Genomic DNA, 21,578 nt, shown 5'->3' on the forward strand with positions numbered 1-21,578 from the left:
GGCCTAGGTTCCAGCGCAGCACATCCGGGGCTAAAGCCCCGGCACTACACCCGAGCTTCGCTCGGGTCGCTACATTAGGTCGCTCGGGACGCTACATTAGGTCGCTCGGGTTAGTGGATCTTGGGCGGTGGGGTGTGCTCTAGGCGCGTGTCGACGCGAGAGGGTATCGGGAATTCCGTGATGTCGCCGGCGGGGGTGATGCGCCCGATGCGATTGCTCTGCGGTTCGGTGAACCAAAGATTGCCGTCGGGCCCGGTGAGGAGTTCCCGCGGATAGCTGCCGGCGGCCGGCACTACGAATTCGCTGATCTCGCCGTCCAGCGATACCCGACCGATGCGGTTGCCCGTGCCCTCGGTGAACCACAAGCGCTTGTCGGGACCGACCATCAAATCTCCAGGATCGCTTTGGGGGCTCATCAGCGTGAATTCGACGATGTGACCGCCCTGCGGGGTCATGCGCGCGATCTTGTTGCCGCGCCGTTCTATGAACCAGATGTTTCCGTCAGGCCCTACGATCAGATTGCGCGGTTGGCTGCTGGCCGTGGGAACCGCGAATTTGGTAGCGATCCCATCCAGTGTCACGCGGATGATGCTGTTCTCGCCATGCACCCAGAGATTGCCGTCGGGCCCGATCAGGATGTTCGTCGCGACGTTCAGGAGTGCCGGAATCTTGATCGCACGCACGGCCAGAGTAGGCGACACGCGCATCAGACTTCCGGTCGACGGTTCGTCGAACCACACGTTGCCGTCCGGCCCGACCATGATGTTGGTCGGGACGCCCTTTTTTGACGTGCTTGGGATTTCTCTCACGCTACCGGAGGTGTCGACGACGCCCCAGATGTGGCTTGGGTGCGTTCCACTCAAGTGCCAGTACGGCCCGGATGAAACGAACCAAACGCGCTTGTCGGGACCGAGCATGACCATGTCGGCATTGGTGCTCTTGATCGGAAGACGGAATTCGCGGATATGCCCGGTCGGCGTGACGCGCCCGATGGCGTTGCCGGACTGCTCGCTGAACCAGAGATTGCCGTCTGCCCCTATCGTTACGGATGACGGCTGCGCGTGCGGGGTCGGCGTGAGGAATTCCAGGAAGGTGCCCGACGTTGTCAAGCGCGCGATCCGCGAGCTGGTGAGTTCCGTGAACCAGATGTTGCCGTCGGGACCGATGATGAGCGACGACGGGAGGCTCGTGGCGGCCTGTTCGTCCGCTCGCGCTGTGAGGATGAGGGAGGCGATGGCGCTCAGGCACAACAGCGCGAGGGCGAGTGCGAGACCAGAACGACGGGCCGGACTAAAGTCCGGCATACCACAGTGCCTTTTTTTCATTGGAACCATGGGCCCTCGTCTTGACCGAAGCGCACGCTGTCGATCCACATCGAGATGTCTTTGCCGCACGCTGTGGTGAGCGTGAAGGTCGTGGGAGCGATCCACTGTGCGCCCGGTTCCAGGGCGAGCCGATAGCGCCGCGTGTAATCAGGCTTCTCGCCGACGTTGGTCAAATAGTAATCGAAAAATATCTTCTTCGGGTAGTCGTTGCGGAATTTTGTGAACCACGTGTTGTTGCTGGAATTGCAGTCAAGCGCTTCCTGCAAACCGGCGAGCTTCGTCCACGGCGTGTACCATTTGCCCCAGTTCGGTTGCCCGCGATCGGCGGCGGCTTTGGCGAAGAGGTCGCCTTGGATCGATGCGGCCGCGTACCAGAGGATCGCGCGTCTATTGTTTTGCGGCACGCCGTCACCGAGTTCGTAGAGTCGGGCGATGTCCAGCTGCGCCTCAAGCGCCAGGTTGAGCGCCGCCGTTTCCAAGAGCGGTGCCGCTTTTGAGGTGTCGCGCGGAAACCCGAACCTGCCGTGCAGATAGGCGAGTCCCATCTCGAGATCTTGCAGCGCCTCGGGGCCGATGGTGGGCATCGGCGTTGGTGTGGGGGCAGCGCGTACGCCGGCGGGTAACGCAAGAATGAAAAGCGTGCAAAGCATTGTTGCAAAGCAATGTCGGATCACGCGGGACCGATTCGGTCGGTATCGATGTGCTCTCCTGCTGACGAACGGACCTAAAGCTCCGTTGCTACTTGATGGACCTAAAGGTCCGTTGCTACATTGACGGAAAAGAGCGCTCCTCGAGGTGCGGTTCATGAAGCAGCGTCGTTTCCTTATTCTGCCCAAAATCGCGGTGGTTTGGTTGCTCGCATGTTCGCTGGCCTTCAACGCGTGCGCGAGCTCGCCCAAGACCGCATCAGGTCCCGCAGGCGAAATACGACCCGATCATTCCGACTCTAGCTCCGCCGCTCTTCGCTATCGGGAAGCACTGAAAGCGAAGGTCGCCGAGCTTGGCGCAGATCCCACCAAGCTTTTCGTTTTCGTCGGCAAGTCTTTGAGTTACGAGGGCTATCCCGGCGCTCTGCGCGGATCGCGGGGCGCGCTGCTCGCCGGAGGGGGCAATGCGGCGGATAAGACGTTGCTGCTGTACGACTTTCTGCGAGTCGCGAATCCCAAAGCCGAGCTGCGTTTTGCCTTTTGCACTCTTTCGGACGAGCAAGCGAGTCAGTTAAGCTCCAAAGCGCTGGCCGCCGTTCCTAGCCCGCCGACACCTGCGCCTCAGGCCGCCGGCCAAGTGCCGCCGGGAGATATTGATCCGGCAGCGCAGAAACAAGCGGAACAACTCGTGAGCGCCTGGAGTTCGTTGGCCGAATCGGTCAAGACCGAAGCCGCGTCGCTGGCGGCGTTAGCTAGTCAGGGAGGAGCATCGAGCCCATCGCCGTTCGTGACGCCCGCGCAGCTCGCCAAATGGTCGCAGCAGCACGTATGGCTCCAGCGTCTTGAGAACGCTCGATGGATCGACTACGATGCTACGCTCGACGCGGCCGGCAGCGCCCGCTGTTCTGCCGAACGCACCGCGACAGAGTTGCCGGAACAGATGTATCACCACGTCTCCGTGCGCGTGCGGGCGGAGCAGCGCGAGCAGGGACATGTGGCTAGCCAAGTCCTGTTGTCGGGCAGCTGGCGCACCGCGAGCCTCGTGGGATCGAGCGTCACGATGCTTTTCGCCGAGCCGTTCAACCTCGAGGCCTGGGTGAAAGACGCCTCGTCGTCGCCGCCTGCGGGGAGCAAGCGATACACGCCCATTCTGATCGTCGACGACAATTTCATCAAAGGCTCGCCCTTGACGTTGCCTGCGCCTCCTCAACCCGCAAGCTCAGGCGGTAATGCGGGCGCACTCGACCTGTTCGGGAACAAGTTGCAAGGTAACGCCACGCCGGGGCCAAGCGCAGCGGCGACGACGGCGACCACGACGACCGGCGCGGAGATCACCGGCGTTTGGTTGGACATCGATGTCGCCGCTCCGAAAGGCGCGACGCGCACGATTGAGCGCCCGGTTTTCGATCGCGTCGGATTCGCGGCGCGGCTTCATGGAAAGGCGCAGGATGCGGCCCTCACCGCCCTCGAGGCCAAAAACGGCGAGTACGCTTCCCTCGATAAGGCCTGGAACATCGCGCTGTGGGTTGGGGAGGCGCCTGACGCCCCAGATGCGGCGCCATCGCTCGATCGTGCCGATCCACTCCAAGCGCTCTCACTCGTTGGCACATATCATCATTCGTACTACGGCCTCCGTCAGGCGCTCCTCGCGCGCGAATTCGGGCCGCAAGGACCGCGGATCGCCGTAACGGGCCCGAGCGTCAGCCTTCTGATGGAGCAATTCGGCGCGGCCGACGACGGCTCGGATATCGTCTCGACCATCGACCGCTTGGACGAGCAGGTCGGGGCATTGCCCGGCAAGCAAGCGCCGACGGCGGATACGCCGGTCGGTGCGCTCTGGGGCGCGGCTGCCTTGGAGGCGGAACGATTTTTGTTCATCGCGCCGCAGATCGCGCTTGGTTCGGCCGATTCCACCACTGCTGCCAGCGCAATGGTCGATGTAAAGTCGGTTTTCGACGTAGCGCAGATCGGCAACGTGCACATCACCAAGCTTGACCCTGCTTCAGCTCATCCCGCCGACGCGCTGCAGGCATCCGATGAAGCGAAGGCGCGTATCGCCTCAAGTCTGCAAGACGGCAATGCAGTGATCGCCCCTGAACGTTCGGTCCGCGTCGGCAACGCCGACGTGCTTGGCTGGTGGAACGTCAATCCGCAGAACGGTTTTTTCACCGATGAGTTTGAGACCGGCGGCCACGATGCCGCCGAAACCACCATCCAGACCGGACAGGCGGTGCAGCAGGTCTCAACGATCCGGCGGTACGCAATGGCTCTCTACCGAGCGTACTGCTACACCTACAAATGGCTCACGGCGATTACTTTCCTCATCGCGATGGCTTACCGATGGGATTGGGTTTCGAAGAAGTGGATCGGCGAGCCGGCGATTTTCCTGGCTGGTGCGCTCACCCTTTCAACTCGCGTGATAAAATGCCCCAACGGGGCGTGGGAGCCCCCTGCCCTTCCGCCCCCACCACCACCGATTCCGCCGCCGTTCCCTCTGCCGGTTATCTGACGGGGCGGCTGGAGCCGCCTACCCGCTACTTCTTGCGATTGGTGCGACGCTTGCGCGGGCGCACGCCGTCGTCGGTGAGGTCGACCGCAACTCGAAGTTCGTGAAGTTGGGCGGGCCGCAGACGGATCTCGAGCAGCGTGTCTTTGGATTCGAGCAGCAATCGCGCGAGGCGTTTGTTGGCGATTGCGGCCGAGTGGAACGACCCTTTTCGGAAAGCCACGACGAGCTTCTTGGCCATAGTCCTGGGGACTACCAGGCTATTCGTTAAGAACCTCTATGTTCGACCTCTTGGCGCCATTGGGCTGCGGGCCGATCTCGCGCCAATCGTTCTCTCGTAGCGTCACCCCGTAGTAGTCGGCCGCGGCGCGGATGTTCGCGAAGGCGACGTCGCGCTCGTGATCGGTGACGCGCCCGACTTGATCGAATCTGGCCACCGCGCTGCGCACGTGCGCCTCATCCGTAAGCGGTTCGGCGCGCACTGCCGGAAAGGCAAAGGCCGAATCGGGCAGGTCGCGGCGCGGCGTGTTCGCCGGGCCTTGAAAGGGCAGCCAGGTCGGGTGGATGTTCATAACCCCTTATCACGCTCTTGGGGACGCGCGTCAAGGGTCAGAGGAGAGACCGGCGAGGACCGTTACCGAGCAGCGCGGACGATTTTTCGCTTGGTGCGGTTTGCTGCAAACCGGCGCCTTTCGGTCATCGGCGCCCCAGCCATTGCCTCTTCGAAGGTCATCGGGGCGAATTCGATCCAAAGATCGATTCCTTCGCGGGCCAGCCGGGTCGTCTCGGCCTTTGTCTTGCCGGTCACGCACACCGCCACTTCGGGGGTAATGACAGCCCCGTATCCCGTGCGCGTCTTCTCTATGCTGATCTTGTAGCCCCGATGCTCGATCATATTCTATCTCTTCCCATCGCTCGCAGAATCGCCTTCAGCGTCCCAGCCGGCGGCTCCTCATTGTCGTGACCGGCAACCACCGTGTTTCCCTTGACTGGGTGCTTCCATATTTCATGGCTTCCCCGCTGGCGGGCAATGTGCCAGCCATCCTGTGCCAATCGCCTTCGGATGTCGCGGTTCTTTGGCGGCATGCACGATAATCACGACCACACTACGCTCCGTCAAGGCATGCGACGCCACAAAAAAACACCATCCGCGAGGATGGTGCCCAGGCGAACCCTTCAAATTGTCTGTATTCTATCGATTCTCTGCAAGAAATGCAATAGGAGCAGCGTCGGACCCGCGCCACCGCTCCATCCGCTTGCGCGGAGCTGGAGACGTCGGGAGTTGAACCCGAAAGGCGCGACTCGAAGGGTCCGCCCAGAATAAGGCAAGACCACCGCTGAGCGATGGTCTTGGCGAGTCTGATAAACCGCGCGCCCACAATGTACCACATTCGGTGATGGATTTCAACTCGGGGGCCGAGTCCGGCCGCGCCGCCCCCTCGCGGGCGTTTCAGCCCGGGCTGGAGGCAGCGGGAATCGAACCCGCCGGGCGCGGTTTATCATACTCGCCCTCCCACCAGGGAGTGCCCCCAACCAACGCTACCGTCACGCGCGGCAAGACGATCGACAAGGTCTGTTCGATCTCCGAGCTTCGCTCGGAACGCTACATACGGGTCTAAGCCGATGAATCTGTCGAAGTTTGCTGTCACCCACAAATTGACCATAGCGCGAGTGCCGCCGCACACCGAGCACCGACTTCGCCTGAGAGTGTCGCGGTTCTTTGGCGGCATGCCCCGTGAGTCACGACAGGCCGACTCTTCGTCAAGCGCACACGGAGCGTATTCAGTCGTTTGCGCGGGAAAAGAAAACACCATCCGTGAGGATGGTGCCCTGGGCGGCCCGTCAACCCGAATCATAGCATCTGCCGCAATGAAAGAAAAGAACCACCCACGGGGATGGTTCCGGCGCGGACCTGTCAACACTCATTATAGCCAGTTTCAGGTTAGGCTTGCAACACAGGCGAGCGGCACCGGACCTGCGGCTGCCGCCCTTCTTCCGCTCTCACGGGGGCTGGAGCCGCTCGGCGTCCTCGAGTCCAAGAGACCGCGCTTTCGCAATCCGGTTGGAAACGCCGGTCTCGTGCTGTGGCTCCGCGCCTGGGTTCCGGAAGCTGCCTTCTTCCGAGTGATCCGGAGCAGGTTCAAGCTTGATTCCGCACCCGAGAGTCGCTCGGAGCCCGTGGCGTGATAAAGGTTCGCCCAGATTCCGTCAATCCAGCCGGCTGGCGCTTGATGAGAGGCTCATCTCGAGGAGAACCGCTAACCTACCTTGCGATCTCCTTCACGGCTCGGGAAGGGCCAGACCGTACATCCTTCGCATCTTGCTTTACAAGGAAAATGATGCGCTTATTCTCCTCAAGTACTAATGGTCAAGCGCTTCCTTTTCTCACCAGGATATTTAACCAATAACTCCGCTCGTAGCGGCCAAAATCCGCGAGGATCGACGCCCACCCTTCGGCTCGAGGCGATAGATCTTTACCTGCCGCGTCGGAAAGCCACATCTCCACTATTTCCGCACCCCGAATTGGCTTCAGGAGCTTGCGAACTTTCGCCTTGTTAAGATAGCTGTAGAATCGCGCATCGAATTCTCGTTCACCGGAGCCGTACTTGAAAGACATAAAACAAACTCCGTTTGGCTTCAGGGCTTGAATCAGCCTTGGCACGTCCTCTTCCATTTGTCGAACGGGAAGATGTAGGAGTGATGCCGCGGCCCAAACGCCATCGAACTCGTTCCGGAATCGCGCTTCATCAAATGTCATTTCCACACACTCACTAGCCACCGCCGCCGCCCGCATTGCAGCACTTCTGGGGTTGTCAACTGCTGCCTTGAGTTTCTCCCTACACTCTCGCAGCATCGCCGGAGAAGCATCGATAGCTGTGACTGCATATCCCTTCTCCACAAACGCAAGTGTATCTCGACCAGTTCCGCAGCCCGCATCAAGAATCTTTATCGCGGGGTCAGCTGCATCCTCAGACGGTCGAGGGTCGCGCGTGCGTCCAATCTCGGCGACAAAACGGTCCATAACATTCGAGAGATTGAAGGTATCGAACTTGTCTGCATACTCCTTGGCATGGCTTTCATAATAGCGGAGGTTCTCAAGAAGCTGACGGCGATACTTCCCAAGTTCAACGGGTTTCTGGCGCAACAACTGTGCGATTATCCGATCACCCGCGTTGGCATAGTTCTCGAGGTGCCGCAGCACTAGTTTGTAGCCCTCATGAATTTCCCGATTTAGCAGCCGCGGGTAATAGCCGAATTCTTGCCACCCGTCTTTTTGGTCGCTGGTAAGATCTTGCTTGCTTGCCACGTCTAGAATGGCGAAATGGCCCTGGTAATCGATAAAAGTGGAGTTGACACCACCCTCAATGAGCCCTGATTGTTCGGAGATCAGCTGGGTAAGTTTTGTTCCGATCGCGAGAATTTGATCAATGATCGGCTTGAGCTGCGAATCGTTTTGAAATGCATAGATGTGATCGAGCAGTCGAAACTCCTCTAGCGGTATACTCGGTTTTTCGCGTTCGAGCGTCCACATGAACTTCTTATAGACGACTCGGCTTTGTTCAACGTACAAATGGGCTGGCGCGTAGAAATCCTCGATTTGTCGTAAGCGGAACTTCAATATTTCGGATGCGTAGGCGTAACGAGCATCCATTTGACCTCGAAGAAGGTTGTAGAGCGCGTTTAGAAAGGCGCCCAGCAACCCACCCAGCAAAGCAATGAGCGCCACGGCGTATGGCGCGTACACTTGGGCGGCCGGCAGGCTCGCTGGAGGGGGTTGCGGGGTCGCAACGCTGGCCGGCGTCGAGATAAATGTGGCTGTGGCGCTCGTCGCCGAAAACAACAGCGCAACCCAGCAAATGGGGGCCACCCTCCAAGGCAGCGTCATCTAAAGAAAGCGGCTAAGCGCTGAAATGGTTTGGTCCGGTGGTTCCTCGACGATCCAGCGACCCGTGGTCGTTGAGTCAACGATTTGATGTTTCCTGGCTCTTGACGAGTCCATGGGCAAGGCACCCATTTCCCCGCAAATACGAAGTAGATGCCAAGAGGGCTGATCGATGCCGCGGTGCCCATTAGGCAGGCTAGGCGGCCAAGCTCAGGAGCGAATTCGCCTTATCCGCAATCAATACCGCGGCGAGCGTGCTCTCTTCCGCCTGTGAGTTCAAACCAAAGCTTATTCTGATCGTCTCGTTTGCCTCGGCTTTGGTTTTTCCGATAGCTAGGAGCACGTGCGATGGCTCGGATTTGTTAGTGGCACACGCGGAGCCAAGCGAAAAGCAAAGTTCCTTCGCGGTTGCTTGTAACAAGGCCCGGTTGTTTACCCCTTTCAATTGAATCGAGCAAATGTGCGGGCTAACATCGACTGATCCGTTGATTACCAGCTCGCCTTCGAACGCGCGCTTAAGAGCCGTCGTAAAAGCCGTGCGTACTCCGACGACGTGGGACCGGTTACTATCTCGTTCTCCGCGCACGAGTCTCGCAGCCTCGCCGAAGCCCACGATTCCAGGTACGTTGAGGGTACCCGAGCGGAGCCCCCGCTCGTGTCCGCCCCCAAACTGGCGAGGTCGTATTATCCGTCGAAGACCGGACCGGGAGACCAGTGCACCAACGCCCTTTGGCCCATAAATCTTGTGGGCCGATAACGACACCGCGTCTACATCATCTGTCTTCATTGAAACTTCTTGGGTAAGCATCGCTTGCGTGATATCTGAATGAAAGAACGAACCGCAACGATGCGTCAATGACCCGAGCCGACGAATTTCTTGCACCGTGCCCAGCTCGTTATTCACAAACATAATCGTAACAAGCAAGGGTCGAGCGGCCTCCTCGAGCGCCCTCTCTAGATCACCCTCTCCTAGTACACCTTCGCTTGACACAGGCAGAATCCGCGAGGGTAGCTCGCCGCGACTCTTGAGAACCGGGTCTAGAATTGATGGATGCTCGATCGCGGAGGTTATTACCGGAAGCTCATTGTTGAGCACGAGGTTGTTTGACTCAGTGGATCCGCTTGTGAAGATGACTTCTTCGGGCGCGGCTCCGACCAGAAGCGCTACCTGCTCGCGCGCTCGTTCGACCGCCTTTCTCGCGCGACTTCCCATTGCGTGGTCAATAGAGGCCGCGTTACCAAAGTCGGTGGCGAAATAAGGCAGCATCGCTTCAAGGACTTCTTGTCGGCACGGCGTTGTAGCGGCGTAGTCTAGATAAATCATACGATTCCCAACCGAGCTAAGTCGAACAGCGAATTAACCCGAAGGTTGAGGAATCTGGCGCCCCGGGCGATATGCGAGGCAATCAGCTTTGAGGTGGTAGATTCATCCGCATTTGGATGAACCGCGAGAAAAGCCGCAAGCAAGAACGACTCTATCTCGCCAAACAGTGTGGCTCGATTGATAGTTAGGTCAGCTGCGCCCATGTCAGGGGCTGGTGCGTGTCGTTGTTCAAATGATACAAGCATCGCGAATCGCGCAACCACGTTGGGCGTAAGCCCTGTTTTCGCCGCAACCTGTCTAAGTGCGCTTGTCGTGGTCTCAGATAGGGCTACCCTGGGCGGCGCGATCACAGGGCGACCTCCAGCTGAATGGGTGGAGTGACCCTATCGTTGAAATCGGCAAGATCGTACGTGGTTGTGATCAGCGGCCTCAGTTCCGTGTAAAGTTTTCCGACGATCTCAGAGTCTGTGGAAAAGAGAATAACCTGGTGGCTTAGCCTCGGCAGAAAACTCGAGACAAAGCGTTGTCTGTGACGCCTGTCAAGCCTTCCAAGCGGGGTATCAATTACAAAGGGAAACCTGCGATTTGATAGCTTCGCCAGAGCGAAAACAAAAGCAGTGGCAAAGAGTTGTTTTTCTCCTTCCGACAAGTCACTTTTTGAGATTTCAGCCTGCTGGTCGAAGAGCTTCACTGACTTGTTAACGAAACTAACTTCAGATCGCGCTAGACGGTCCTTCTTGTGCCACAGCGCTTGCAGCGCTGTTGTTAGCAAGTCGGCGAATTGCACCTCTTTCGCCGAGCGCAGTGTGGAGGCGTACTGCGGAAGCGCTGCTCGAAGGCCCACGATCATCTGTTCGCGCACCCGAGTTCGTTTCTCCGTGAACTGCTTTTGCCGCATCTTCTTGAGCGACTTGCGCAACGCCGAGCTTGAAGTTTCGATTTCTTCTCGACGCGCCGAGAGTTTGTCAAGCTCGTTGTCGAGCGCGAGTTTTGCTGACTGACGCTCCTCCATCTCCTTTAGAGCCGCATCTGCTTTCGGGTCATCAACGGGAGCCGCGCGCAATCTTTTTTCATTTTCGAGCCTCTCTTTGGTTGTTGATTCGTGCTCCGCTAGAATCGACCGCACGCGCCGCCCAAGTCTGGGTACCTCGGTGGTCAGTACAGACTGCATCCAAGTCGCTTCGGCAAGAGACATGACTAGGGGTCGTGCTGACAAGCCGACGGGGCGCCGGGTCAAAATTGCGCGGACGGTCTCGACGACTTCGGTAGCTACCTCAGTACGAAGGCCTTTGGACAATAAGGCCCCGTGTAACTCATTGGATGACACTTTTAACGCGCGGGCAAGCGCCTCTATTTCTTCTAGCCGAGTCGCAACCGTGAGCTGCTCGAGAACACGCTCGCGAACTCTCGTGGTTACCAACAGCGGAAGGAGCGCATTCGCCTCGCGGGAGAGCTCGGAGGATAGCGACTCAATCTTGGAATCCAGCTCCGCATGACGAGCCTCAAGCTGCTGCCGCTCTTGTGCAACGACGCCTCCGAGCGCACGAAACCGCCGCTTGGCATCGTCGTACGCTCTTACCGCGGCCCGTTGGGCCTTCCGCGACTCCCGAAGCGCGTGCACCAGCTGCTCGTTCTCGCGCTGCAGTTCGGACAACTCGGATAGCAGGTCATTGCCCTTGGCTGAGTCTGCTCTTCCGGTGGAACGCATGGTCATGACTTCAAGATCTTGTTGAAGTTGGTCGAGCGGCTGCAATCCTAGCAGTTCATCGACGCATGCGAACAATCGAGTATCGTCATCGTGATCCCAGTCCGCTACATAAGCGACTTTTTCAGCGTCGAAGAAGAAATACTGGAGAACCTCGGGCGGCATCAAGTGATTTAGGAATTCCTCCGCCTCATCCTGGGCCAACCGGTGGTTTTCAATCGTCACTGACAAGGATTCGTCAATTCGCCGTCCATTGGGAGTCCAGGAGCGAACAACATCGCACCGCTTGAGCGAACTGCGCTCGGCAAAATCGAAGGCCAGTGCAATACTGCACGGTCTATCAAATTGACCGTTGTGAAAACGGTTGCGAAGGTATTGGAGGTAATCGGTCTCTGAGATGCCATCGGAAAAGCTGCGGCGGCCGTGTAACGCGAGTCTGAAAGCCTGGAGTAGGCTTGTCTTGCCGGCACCGTTTGATCCATAAAAGAGCACAATCGGCTTGTCGGGGTGGGTGGACAGGTCAAATGAGGCCGAGCCGAACACCGAGTAGTTGTGAACCGCCACATTCCTCAGAATCATGGAGACGCTGCTCTCTTCAATTCGGTAATGTCAGCCACAACCTGCTGATCGTCGCGCCAATCTTCGTCCAGAATAGAGTTCAATCTAGCGTATATGCCAGCCCGGCGCTTCACACCCAAACAGTCTCGTTCCGCGTCAATCAACCTTCTGATGAGTAGACTTGGCACTCCCGATTCTCGGGCAATCCGCTCAAGTAGTTGAGCTTCTTCGGAAGCGTAGGACTGTTCATCCAGCAGCGATCTCCACTTTCGTCCTGATACTCGATCAAAAATCCTCGGAACTGAGTCTTCCCAATCGTGTCGCTCCTCGCGCCAGATCCGCCTGATAGCCAGCAATTCTGGCTCGGAAATCAATTCGAAGCCGGATGCTTCTGCTGGTAGCCTCGCCTGGGTAGCAATCAGTTTCTCAAGCAAGATCTTGCAGAAGTCCAGGGTGTATGGACCTAATGCCGCCTCATCGCCACTGTCCTTCAGAAGTATTCGTCCGTCGAGCTTCCTAATCGATCTTACTTCGCTCTTGCGAGGCTCTTGCTGTGTTTCGGCGAGTAGATCCCTAATCTCCAAGAGCTCTTCCATCCACGATTGTCCAGAGTCAATCATCGCCTCCATGCTCTTGTCGCGTGTGACGACTGTGCAAACCCAGCAACCGAACCGACTGTTGCCACAGGATTGCGTCGTGGTGTCTACCACGAGCGGACATTCACCATCTGCGGCCCGATACATAGCCGCCAGGTCGTTGTTATCGGTCCCCCATGGCGTCTGAGCGTTTTGGAGCAAGTAAGACCAGACGTCGTCGGTGGTCCAGTCGGCAATCGGAGCGAAGACAAGAGCCCCCTGGAGAGTTGAGTGCGTTCTTAGGACGGACCCATCGATCTCATGCATGGCCATAACCTGAGAACGCGTGGCACTTTCAGAGCTCCGCACCCCGAGAACGAGCACAACCTCTCCAAACCTCGTAACCTGGTCCTTTATGAACCGGTTCGCCGGCGAGATCTTCAACCGGTCTGTGCACCATCGAAACTTCGTTGTAGGTGCGGGATAGCCACGCCCAATCAGGTTGACCCAAAAGCTTTCCTCGATTAGAGGCTCAACCAGCTTGGCGGAAAGTGAGATACCGTCGCTCGCCGCCCGATCGCCCATCTTCTCGAGCGACGAACGGATGTAGTCCACTATTGCCGGTGATTCCACCAGTGTGTTTGATGATAGGACGTAAATCGGCTTGAGCCGCTGGTCGTCAGGTATTTGACGGAGCGCCTGCCAAACGAGCTGAAGCGCGCACGTCGAGTCCTTGCCGCCGCTAAACCCGATCACCCATGGTCGCAAGTCCGCCTGATAGGTCGACTTGATAAGGTCAATGGTTGCCTTAAGATCCACGTCCTTACCCCCAAAACGCCACTCGAACACATGTTCGCTAGCCCTCGGCGCAGGCACCTGCATGAGATTTTGTGGGTCGAGAACTTCGGCCTTGAGGACAGGTTGTGTGCAGGCTGTGAACAACCGGAAATAGGAGTGGATAACCGAGGCTGCTGCTTTGACCGCGGCGCTACAGGTAGTCTTGGTATCAAACTCCTCTCAACGCGTGCATGAAGCTGGCCCGCTTTGGTGGAGAGTTTTTGATTGGACATCAAGCGGCCTGGCTCATCCGGCGTTCGAACTCAACGGGTGAGAGGTTCCGATCAACACGTGTCGCCGCTGCGGGTTGTAGAAGCCCTCTATGAAGTCGAAGACGGCGAGCGCAGCTCCGCGCCGATCTTTTTAAGCGATGTCGGCCGAGCAGCTCGCATTCGAGGGTCGCGTTCAAGCTCTCGCACATCGCGTTGTCGTAGCAGTTGCCATCCGAGCCGAGTATCTCGCGCTTGAGCTCGAGCTGTCCGACCTTCTTGCGCGACGAGGTGATCTCATCACGTGCCTGCGGCGTCAGACCGTCGCATCGACCGCCGTCGACAGCGTTTTGCTTAAGCCAATTTGGTGCGTGTCCGCCGAGTTATTGAACCCGAAGGCGACTGCGTTAGCGCTGTTCACGGAGCGGATGAGTTCCAGCGCCTGCTGCCGAAACTCAGGCGGGTAAACCCGTGGATGTTTGTCGTGGTGGACCCCTTCTGGGCAAATGCGGAAGTGTCCACTAGAGCGACCCAACTCACAACGATCGCGGCAGATGCCACGGAAGGGCAGTTGGCCAGACGGCCGAAAGAGCATCTCTCGCAAACTGAACGGTGATTATAGCGATAGGCCATGATTCATATTATAGAGAGGAGACAGTTAGGTGCCGGAAGAGAAAATCGAAGTCGTTGATGAGATTGTTAACATTCCACTGGATTCCCTATACATCGCCAAGGGTCAAGTTCGGCTTCGAAATGTCAATGCCGGCATCGATGATCTGGCGGAGAGTATCCGAGTGATGGGGTTATTGGAACCAATCCTTGTTGCGCCTTCGGGTCAAAGAGCGGGAATGTATGAGGTCATTGCCGGCCAACGGCGATTCTTAGCGCACGAGCGTCTAGGCCTGCCTAATATTAGGGCCATTATCCGCAAAGAGGCTGACGAAATGCAAGTGAAGGCAATTTCTCTAACCGAGAATTTGCTTCGCCAAGATGTCCCTCTGGCAGACAAGATCGATGCCTGTACTCAACTTTTCAAACGTTATGGGAGCCCCAAGGCAGTAGCCGAGGCTACTGGAATAAAGGAGCACCTTGTTCGGGAGTACCTGAAATACGACTACTTAGATAAGTCCCTACAGAAGCAGGTCGATGATCGGCGGCTTACGCTAAAGGATGCGTTACGCGTGCAGCGCGCCGCGAGCGTATCGGGAAAATTCAGCGAAGAAGAAGCCTCTAAGATTAGCACTGAAATTGCGAACATGACAAAAGCACAAGGCGAGCGTCTGATAAAGGAGCGAGAGGCCGATCCGTCGCGACCATTGGATGACGTGCTTGAGGAGCAAAAGACAAGCAAAGCCGTAACACAAATCGTGGTGACACTTCTATCTCCTACAAAAACACAGCTGGATGCCTACGCGAAAGCCGAGGATACGACTCTAGATGATGCGGCTCGCTCCTTGATTGAGGAGGGCCTCTCACAGAAGGGTTTCATAGAATCTAGCAAGTGAAAGGCTTGAGCGAGGCTCAACAAAAGTCCCTGATTCTCACAATAAACAGTTCTCAGCGAGGAGCTCCAAGAGAGCTGTCACCACTTGAAGTGGCGAATCTCTTTAAGCTCGCGTTGGACGCAGGTGAAACACTGGGCACGCTGAGTGAGGACTTGACGTTACGCTCGGCAACTATGATCAAGAGGTTCACTCGACTCCTCGACCTTGACCCGAAAACTCATCACCTCGTTGGATGGGGCGGCGAGCCGGGAAAGGTGAGTTTCTCCGCTGCAACAGAAGTCGCGCGCCTTCCGCGGCGTGAGCATGAAGCAGTATTTAATATTCTTCTTGAGCGCTCGTTTTCTCTTGCCGATGCCAAGCAGCTCATCCAACGAGTTTTCAAAGCGAAGGAACCTGTGGATCGTGCAGCGGACTCAATAGCAGCACTGCACCCTTCAGTCAGTCGTCGACACCTTATCCTAGGCCTAATTAGTGACCAGAGGTTAAGTGCAAAGTTAAGGTACTTAACTCAAAGTGAGCGCGATGCGTTATTGAAGACGGTCGTTTTACAGATATATCCAGTGAAGGAATTCGGTGGTAGTCTGAGTGACGCGAGACTATCTATTAGCCTAAGCGAAGAAGACGCACGCGGTCTATTGAGAGAGGGTGGTCGTGACCTCGAAGGTCGCCTTGTGGACGGGCTTTGTGAAAGAATAGGGCTGAAGTGAACTACCCCATCGACGTGACGGCATCAGGTGCAGTTGTCTTGGGGCCTGAAGTTATTTGCGACGGCTTTAGATCTGATAGAAAGATCAGAGTACAGACGCATGTTCACGACGACCACATGGGTGGGTTCAATCGGTCTAAAGGCTACTGCGATGCCATAGTGTGCAGCCGAGAGACTCGTGCCCTTCTAGTTGCTGAGTTCGATGCGGACTTAAATCATCGCCCGGATTTGCTCGGAATTGATTTGGGCAACAACGTGAAGCTGAAAACCTCAAGTATCGAACTGTTGCCGAGTGAACACATACTTGGTAGCGCGCAGGCTGCAGTTACGACGGCAGATGGTTTGCGTCTAGGTTACTCTGGCGATTTTGGATGGCCTCTAAATGAGGTAATACAAGTCGAAGCCCTTGTTGTAGACAGCACATATGGCATCCCTCAACGAATTAGACACTATACTCAGGGCGATGCAAATGGGGCGTTTGTCAAACTGGTTGCGGAGTCATGTCGAACCGGGCCAGTTCATGTAAAGGCCTATCGGGGAACGATACAAAGAGCCTTGAAGCTGCTTTTTGGAGAGACCCTTACGCCAATTCTGGTTTCACCCGTCTTAATGCGCGACGTAAACGTATATCGGCATTTTGGCTACAGCATTCCTCCGCTCTGCGTTACAAGCAGCCACCAAGCGCATGCCGCAATGGAACAGAAGAAATTCATAAGATTTTATGGCAAGTCCGATATCATACCAAGTCGGATTGAAGGCACAGAAATAGTGCTGAGTGGGTTCATGTCGGACCCATGTAGCCCCATCCAATGCTGGTCGCCAGGAAGATACACAATTGCCATGTCGGATCACGCGGATTTCAATGGGACTCTAGAATATGTGCGTGCGACTGGGGCAAAGTATGTGGTCACTGATAACACGCGCGCTTACGGCGTCGAGCTCGCCTTCCAAATACAACAGCGGCTAGGTATCGCTGCTACTTGGTCAAGCAACAGCGAATCTCCACAATGGTGAGTGCACTAAGAGTGAAAACCGCATTCGGATAGGAAACCAGGCTGCTTCTATCGCCCCGGGAGAATAACCGCAGCAGGTCAGACTGATTTTTTGTACCCCGCTAGATCATTGTACCGTATAAACTGCGTTGCTACGGTCTGGCTTAACTCAGCTGGTCCAAACGGCATCGGCAACTGTCCACAGGGCGACCTTGTGCGTTTGGAGTTCCGCGTCGAGCGTGCCGAGTTGCTCGACCCTGGGGCCGATGACGGCGCAGTAGCCGCGTGGTACTCATCCTTGTACCTGATCGCTTCGGTCGTGAATTCGCCTCTTTGGACCCTTCACCGATGTCTTGCACTCGATGAGCGTGATGCTGGTTCACGCACCGGCTGCCTGCTCACATCAGTAACGACCGTTCGAGAGCCGGCCCCTCACAAACTCCTCTGTTTCGACGTCCATAAAATAGACGTAGCAACCTTTCATTCCGCGCGTCAGCAACACTCGATACGTATTGCGGACATAGTTCACAAAGCTTTCCTTTGCTCGCTTTGTCACAAAGGAGTCTCGTGAAAACTCTTTGCGCCCGACCCACTCTCCAGTGGCTTTAGAGTAGGCTAGGTCCTTTCCGAAGATTACGCCGACGTAGTCGAACTCAAAACCCTGGGCTGTGTATATGCAGCCGATTTGCGACAGCCCGTTTGGGTCGGCGGCCCAAAAGGAGGACTGCGGGATCCCGTTCGCGAGGCGGCCCGCTTGGGGCCGCGCGTTCCAGGGGCGGTGAAATGTGCCGATCGCGACGTCGTCGACCAATGTCCCATCCGGCTTTGGATCGGACCACGGCCAGCAAAAACCCGCTACCAGTCGTCCCGTGTACCCCTCATGCGCCCGCGCCTCGATCGCGGCGGCTAGCTCCTCGGGACTCTGCAGGACGCGGAACTCAAAGGCATCTGAGGCCTCAAATACCTCGTCGCGCGTCTCCCTGATCCCGAGTGTATTATCGACCCATGAAACGAACGCTTCTGAGCCGGCGCATCTAAACTGAGTTTGCAGTTCTTCTTCCACCAGAGTCGCCTTGGCGTTTTCAGCTGCTCGCCGCACAAGTTCCGAGCTGCCTATCTCGCCTGGGCGTACAACCTGATGGTCGTCGATTAAGAAAACAGCTACCTTCGCTGCGTCGACGATCTCGCCAACCTGGTCCCGGTCGGATCGATCGGATTTGGGCGTAAACCGGTTATTGCTTGACTCTCGAATCCGATGGGCCTCATCGCAAATGAGCACGTCGAGGGCGCCATCTTCTGCGTTTACGAAGCTGTTGAAGTACTTGAACTGACTGGCCGCGCGCCTCCCAACTTCGCGACGCAGATTCTCCGTAAACGCTTTAGAGCCGGTTGCGTGCTGAACCGCAAAGTGCTCCTTTGCGAGCGTGGCCATAACGTTGACGGCGATAAGGGACTTCCCCGTTCCCGGCCCGCCTTTTACAAGGATCACAGCCTTTTTGGGGCCGTGGAAGCCCCTGCGGGCGTGGCCGAGTATCGTGTTATAGACAACGATCTGTTCGTCGAGAAGCGTGTAGACGTTGTTCCCTTGTATGATTTCCGAAACGTGATCGAGCAACTTCTTGCTTGCCCGATATTTACTCTCGAGGACGCGCTGTAGAACTTCATCGCCGCCGCTCTCACTTACGCGCTCGCGGAGGTACGATGCAAGTTCTTCAGCCTGATTCCCTGCGAACATCGGGCAATCTGATAGCACAGCTTCGAATTTCTTGTCATGGAGCGGCGAAGATGGATCGTAACCCAGATTGTGAAGGTAGCTGCACGCTGAAAGACCGACTGGGGGATCCGGTTCATAGTAGACAGTCTGACTGTCCATGAGGTATTGCCGGTAGTGGCACGCCTGAACTGAGGGATGAGGAACTACTCGGTCTCGACCACCAAGATATGTGACCACGCATTCCTCAATATCGCACGCGTCGGCTTTGTCCCATTGCTTGAGCTCGATAATCACCGCGTTGTCGCGTTTTTGCGCATCGCGACCCGTCAAGAGACAATCTAGCCTTGCCGACGACAACGGCAGCTGAAGCTCAAGGATAATGCCGTTGTTCGTAAGTCTCGCGAATTGCAAGTGGACGGAGAGCGCGGACAGAGAATTGCGCCACGACCGCATCTCAGAGACTGAGGGGAGATGGCCGAAGGCTCGTTGGAAGTTGAATTGGAGCTTGTCAGCGATCGTGTGACGAGCTGCATCATCAAAGAACTGCCGCGTACTGCCTACGTAAAGCTGCATAGGGTCACCACAAGCGAACGCGCACTGGCGAGGGAGTCGAACCAGCGGTTATCCGTGATTGGCGACGCAGAACCGCACGCTCTGCCCTATCTGGTCGTCTGGACTCGAAACAGGGCGCCGAAGCGCCCAAACTCTTTACGAGAGCGATAGCATTCCGTCGACGATCGGTTCTTGCCTCGTGCTCTTTCCAGCTCATCCGACAGCGCAGCCTCCCCGACCACAAGGGCGCGCACGAACCCGGCGAACTTCCCCTCGGACAGGTATCCCTTGGCGGCCACGGCAAAGTCTAGTCCTTGATTGTGGGTGAAGAACCGGCCGGGTATCATCTCACCCCCCTCAATTATGAGCCCGTATCGGAGCCACGGGTAGACCTGTTTTGTTCGAATCGCTTTGGCCGAATAAGTGATCACATCGTGGGTGGTTAACTGGGTCTTGAACTCGATCGCGAGCAAGGGAGTAAAGAATGCGCCGCCCGGATCTTCACGCTCAACGCCAATGGCCAAATCTACTTGAAAAGCTCCGCTGCCCCGATTGGGTAAACGCGGTTTTTCTGCGGCCTCGATTCGCCGGTTTAGCGGCATCTCATAGTAGAGAGCTTCGTGAATCCGAGCCACGTACGACAAACGGAGCGAGTTAACTGCGCTGGCGAACCTCTTGACAAGAGGTGATTCAACCGCCATGACTTCCCCTCGAAAAAGGCCTGTACTCGATGACTGAAACCATCTACTGCGTGACCCGAAAAATAAAATCTCCTATCCCCTCGTAAAACTCGTCCTTCGTATAGCGGCTTGGGTGCCGAACGGCGACAAAGAGTGGCTTCTCGGCGCGCGACCGATAAAGCTTTAACCCAGGGTCCCATGCCAATGGCTGCCCGGCGATAAATTGCCAAGTCGTTAGATACTCGTGACTGGTTCCGTAAAATACCACGGCCTTGCGAGACTTCTTGCGGACAATGTCGCAGATGCGCTCGCGCCTGAGCACCAGCCACTCTCGTTCGTATGTGTCGCGCTCCGCGAGGTACCCAAAACATCGGCTCAACTTAGCGTAAGGCCAGTCCGTCCTACGTCGAGCTGGCAGCGGCATAAGCTCTAATAGGCAATGGTCACCGTTCGGTGCGCCCAAGAGCTGCGTCTGAAAGCTAGTCACGGCATGCTCGGCGATACTTTTTCCCTGCGATTTCAGAAGGATTCTGATAAGGCCGTTCCATGTCGGCTGCGGTTTTGGCGGATCTTTGAAGTATCCATACGTGTCTGGAAAGAGCCGCGAGTACTCTTGGAGGTCCTCGAGGTCTCGCTCGCCTCTCAGTTGCCATTTGTGAAGAATCGTCGCGAAGCTCTCAACTGTTTCGCGACCGCCCTCTTCTAACCCAATGAACAGGGTCTCCGCGGCCTCGTTGCCGTAGCCGTAGAACTTGCGCATGTAGCGCTCCAATAGCTCGCAATCGATTTCCACTTGTTGCCCTCGCTGAACGACGGGTGCGCTTGTTTGCGATGTGTCGCTCTATCGTAGGCTTGACGTGGTTGCTTCGCGGATCACACGCCTAGGGCTTCCATCCACCTCACGTGATATGGTCGAACGCTACTTGCTCGCTCGGTTAGCGATCTATAATACTCCGTTAACCCTTTCCACTCGTCGCCCTCAGAGATGGGTGTAGCCCCCCAGCCCAACGTGTCGCTTTTTAGCTCGTTGCAAGGCGTACAGGCGGCGACAAGATTATTTTGGTCATGCCAATCGCCGCCAAGCGACCCTGCATGAACGTGATCAACGCTCGGATAAACTCGGAGGGCGGCAGGATGCGTGCGGTCTACGGGCATGTGATGACCGGGTGGGAATGGGAACTGTTCCGGGCACAGGCTTCCGATGAGCTCAATGACACCCGCTGCAACAAGTTTACGCTGACAGTAGCGGCATCGCCATTTATCCCTCTTTAGCACTGGCGCCAAGATCGACGGACTCGTTGGCGGGCGGGGTGCGTGAGATGGTCGGTCGGTCGCCGTCACTGAATGAATAACGGGTGGCGGGACCGGGTCGTCAGGTGTGAACCTCAGAAGTTCGGCCTCCGCTTCGCCGTCTCGACGCTCCAATAGCAGTCGAACTGCAATTTCTAGTATGTCGGCGTCTTCAGTTTCAACCATTTGCGCCGCGTTTCGACGGCGACTGTCGCTATACTTGGTGAGCCAAGGAGGACGATGGCGCCTCCGTTAGCGTCGGCGTCAATCGCTCGAGCCACCAGCGGTGACGTCAAATAGTCAAATGCCGCTCGGACGTCGGCGCGGGTGCAGCCGGTCTGCGCGCCCTGCTTCTCCAGCCAAGCGTCGACCAGCATCATCGCCGCGTCTTCATTCAGGAGCGGCGCTTCTTCGCGCGGGCCCTCCTTCGCCGCCAGGACCTGTGCCTTCCAGCCCTCCTCCAGCAGCACGTTCGCGATCGTGCGGACGCGCTTGGCCCGCCCGTGGCGGCGCTCCCACTCGATGTCGTCTAGGACGTTGCTTGCGCGGCCGGGGTCGAAGAGCGGGATC

18 protein-coding genes are annotated in these 21,578 nt (G+C 57.1%); 5 read left to right on the forward strand and 13 right to left on the reverse strand.

Going from position 1 to position 21,578, the window contains the following annotated elements; translation table 11 throughout:
• Positions 1 to 110: 110 nt before the first annotated feature.
• Positions 111 to 1,304, reverse strand: coding sequence for a hypothetical protein (locus VN934_10375; GenBank protein ID HXM19194.1), 1,194 nt, complete (start codon positions 1,302 to 1,304; stop codon positions 111 to 113).
• 17 nt (positions 1,305 to 1,321) lie between these two features.
• Positions 1,322 to 1,975, reverse strand: a complete 654-nt coding sequence (locus tag VN934_10380; protein ID HXM19195.1) for a hypothetical protein — start codon at positions 1,973 to 1,975, stop codon at positions 1,322 to 1,324.
• Between the two features lie 154 nt (positions 1,976 to 2,129).
• On the opposite strand from VN934_10380, the gene VN934_10385 reads away from it, so the two are divergent.
• Complete coding sequence (locus VN934_10385; protein HXM19196.1) at positions 2,130 to 4,481, forward strand: hypothetical protein; 2,352 nt, start codon at positions 2,130 to 2,132, stop codon at positions 4,479 to 4,481.
• 25 nt (positions 4,482 to 4,506) lie between these two features.
• Here the strand turns inward: VN934_10385 and VN934_10390 are convergent, their stop codons facing one another.
• The 4 genes from VN934_10390 to VN934_10405 all read right to left on the reverse strand — a co-directional run bounded on the left by VN934_10390 (position 4,507) and on the right by VN934_10405 (position 8,205).
• On the reverse strand, positions 4,507 to 4,719 hold the full coding sequence (locus VN934_10390; protein HXM19197.1) for a hypothetical protein: 213 nt from the start codon (positions 4,717 to 4,719) through the stop codon (positions 4,507 to 4,509).
• A 19-nt stretch (positions 4,720 to 4,738) separates the two neighbouring features.
• Positions 4,739 to 5,050 carry a DUF6582 domain-containing protein gene (locus VN934_10395; protein ID HXM19198.1) on the reverse strand — a complete coding sequence of 104 codons (312 nt, stop codon included), beginning with the start codon at positions 5,048 to 5,050 and terminating at the stop codon, positions 4,739 to 4,741.
• Between the two features lie 62 nt (positions 5,051 to 5,112).
• Positions 5,113 to 5,373 carry a hypothetical protein gene (locus tag VN934_10400; GenBank protein HXM19199.1) on the reverse strand — a complete coding sequence of 87 codons (261 nt, stop codon included), beginning with the start codon at positions 5,371 to 5,373 and terminating at the stop codon, positions 5,113 to 5,115.
• 1,473 nt (positions 5,374 to 6,846) lie between these two features.
• A complete protein-coding gene (locus tag VN934_10405; GenBank protein HXM19200.1) occupies positions 6,847 to 8,205 on the reverse strand; it encodes a methyltransferase domain-containing protein in 1,359 nt (452 codons plus the stop codon).
• Here VN934_10405 and VN934_10410 point away from each other — a divergent pair.
• On the forward strand, positions 8,195 to 8,368 hold the full coding sequence (locus tag VN934_10410) for a hypothetical protein (protein HXM19201.1): 174 nt from the start codon (positions 8,195 to 8,197) through the stop codon (positions 8,366 to 8,368). The two genes, VN934_10405 and VN934_10410, sit on opposite strands and share 11 nt — an antisense overlap.
• 189 nt (positions 8,369 to 8,557) lie before the next feature.
• Here the strand turns inward: VN934_10410 and VN934_10415 are convergent, their stop codons facing one another.
• From VN934_10415 to dndC, 3 genes are all read right to left on the reverse strand, one after another.
• Positions 8,558 to 9,685: a cysteine desulfurase family protein gene (locus tag VN934_10415; GenBank protein ID HXM19202.1), complete on the reverse strand. Its 1,128-nt coding sequence runs from the start codon at positions 9,683 to 9,685 to the stop codon at positions 8,558 to 8,560.
• Between the two features lie 346 nt (positions 9,686 to 10,031).
• Complete coding sequence (dndD, locus tag VN934_10420; protein ID HXM19203.1) at positions 10,032 to 11,969, reverse strand: DNA sulfur modification protein DndD; 1,938 nt, start codon at positions 11,967 to 11,969, stop codon at positions 10,032 to 10,034.
• Positions 11,966 to 13,342, reverse strand: coding sequence for a DNA phosphorothioation system sulfurtransferase DndC (gene dndC / locus VN934_10425; protein ID HXM19204.1), 1,377 nt, complete (start codon positions 13,340 to 13,342; stop codon positions 11,966 to 11,968). Before dndC ends, dndD begins: the two co-directional genes overlap by 4 nt.
• A gap of 889 nt (positions 13,343 to 14,231) precedes the next feature.
• Between dndC and VN934_10430 the strand changes: the two genes are divergently transcribed.
• Genes VN934_10430 through VN934_10440 form a run of 3 tightly spaced genes read left to right on the forward strand, consistent with a single transcriptional unit; the run spans position 14,232 to position 16,794 of the window.
• The gene (locus VN934_10430; GenBank protein HXM19205.1) at positions 14,232 to 15,074 is read left to right on the forward strand and encodes a ParB/RepB/Spo0J family partition protein; all 843 of its coding nucleotides are present in this window, start codon (positions 14,232 to 14,234) and stop codon (positions 15,072 to 15,074) included.
• Positions 15,071 to 15,781, forward strand: a complete 711-nt coding sequence (locus VN934_10435) for a hypothetical protein (GenBank protein HXM19206.1) — start codon at positions 15,071 to 15,073, stop codon at positions 15,779 to 15,781. Before VN934_10430 ends, VN934_10435 begins: the two co-directional genes overlap by 4 nt.
• Positions 15,778 to 16,794 carry a hypothetical protein gene (locus tag VN934_10440; protein ID HXM19207.1) on the forward strand — a complete coding sequence of 339 codons (1,017 nt, stop codon included), beginning with the start codon at positions 15,778 to 15,780 and terminating at the stop codon, positions 16,792 to 16,794. The genes VN934_10435 and VN934_10440 overlap by 4 nt, the downstream gene beginning before the upstream one ends.
• 381 nt (positions 16,795 to 17,175) lie before the next feature.
• Here VN934_10440 and VN934_10445 read toward each other — a convergent pair whose 3' ends face one another.
• From VN934_10445 to VN934_10460, 4 genes are all read right to left on the reverse strand, one after another.
• A complete protein-coding gene (locus VN934_10445) occupies positions 17,176 to 18,780 on the reverse strand; it encodes a DUF2075 domain-containing protein (GenBank protein ID HXM19208.1) in 1,605 nt (534 codons plus the stop codon).
• 365 nt (positions 18,781 to 19,145) lie between these two features.
• Positions 19,146 to 19,739 carry a hypothetical protein gene (locus tag VN934_10450; GenBank protein ID HXM19209.1) on the reverse strand — a complete coding sequence of 198 codons (594 nt, stop codon included), beginning with the start codon at positions 19,737 to 19,739 and terminating at the stop codon, positions 19,146 to 19,148.
• A 43-nt stretch (positions 19,740 to 19,782) separates the two neighbouring features.
• A complete protein-coding gene (locus VN934_10455) occupies positions 19,783 to 20,511 on the reverse strand; it encodes a hypothetical protein (protein ID HXM19210.1) in 729 nt (242 codons plus the stop codon).
• A gap of 652 nt (positions 20,512 to 21,163) precedes the next feature.
• Positions 21,164 to 21,578: hypothetical protein (locus tag VN934_10460; protein ID HXM19211.1), on the reverse strand; the 415-nt coding region annotated here is incomplete at its 5' end.

It is taken from the genome of Candidatus Tumulicola sp., from assembly GCA_035601835.1.
Lineage (GTDB): Bacteria > Vulcanimicrobiota > Vulcanimicrobiia > Eremiobacterales > Eremiobacteraceae > DATNNM01.